At 65.8% G+C, this 228-nt stretch carries 1 protein-coding gene; it reads left to right on the forward strand.

All coding sequences use genetic code 11. From position 1 onward, the window contains the following. On the forward strand, positions 1–228 hold a 228-nt coding region (locus tag BN358_RS25375; protein ID WP_232233083.1), incomplete at both ends, for an ABC transporter substrate-binding protein.

Genomic DNA, 228 nt, shown 5'->3' on the forward strand with positions numbered 1-228 from the left:
GAACCAGCCCGGATACGTCGACCAGGCCAAGGTCACCGGCATCGACTACAACCCGGAGAAGGCGGGCCAGATGCTCGACGCCGCCGGCTGGACCATGAACACCAGCACCGGCTACCGCGAGAAGGACGGCAAGCAGCTGGATGTCACCTACGCCCAGCTGACCGGCGTGTCCGCGTCTGAGAACGAGGGCCTGCAGGCGCAGAAGAGCCTGAAGGCGATCGGCGTCAA

Source organism: Sedimentibacter sp. B4 (assembly GCF_000309315.1).
In the GTDB taxonomy this organism is placed as follows: Bacteria; Bacillota; Clostridia; order Tissierellales; family Sedimentibacteraceae; genus Sedimentibacter; species Sedimentibacter saalensis.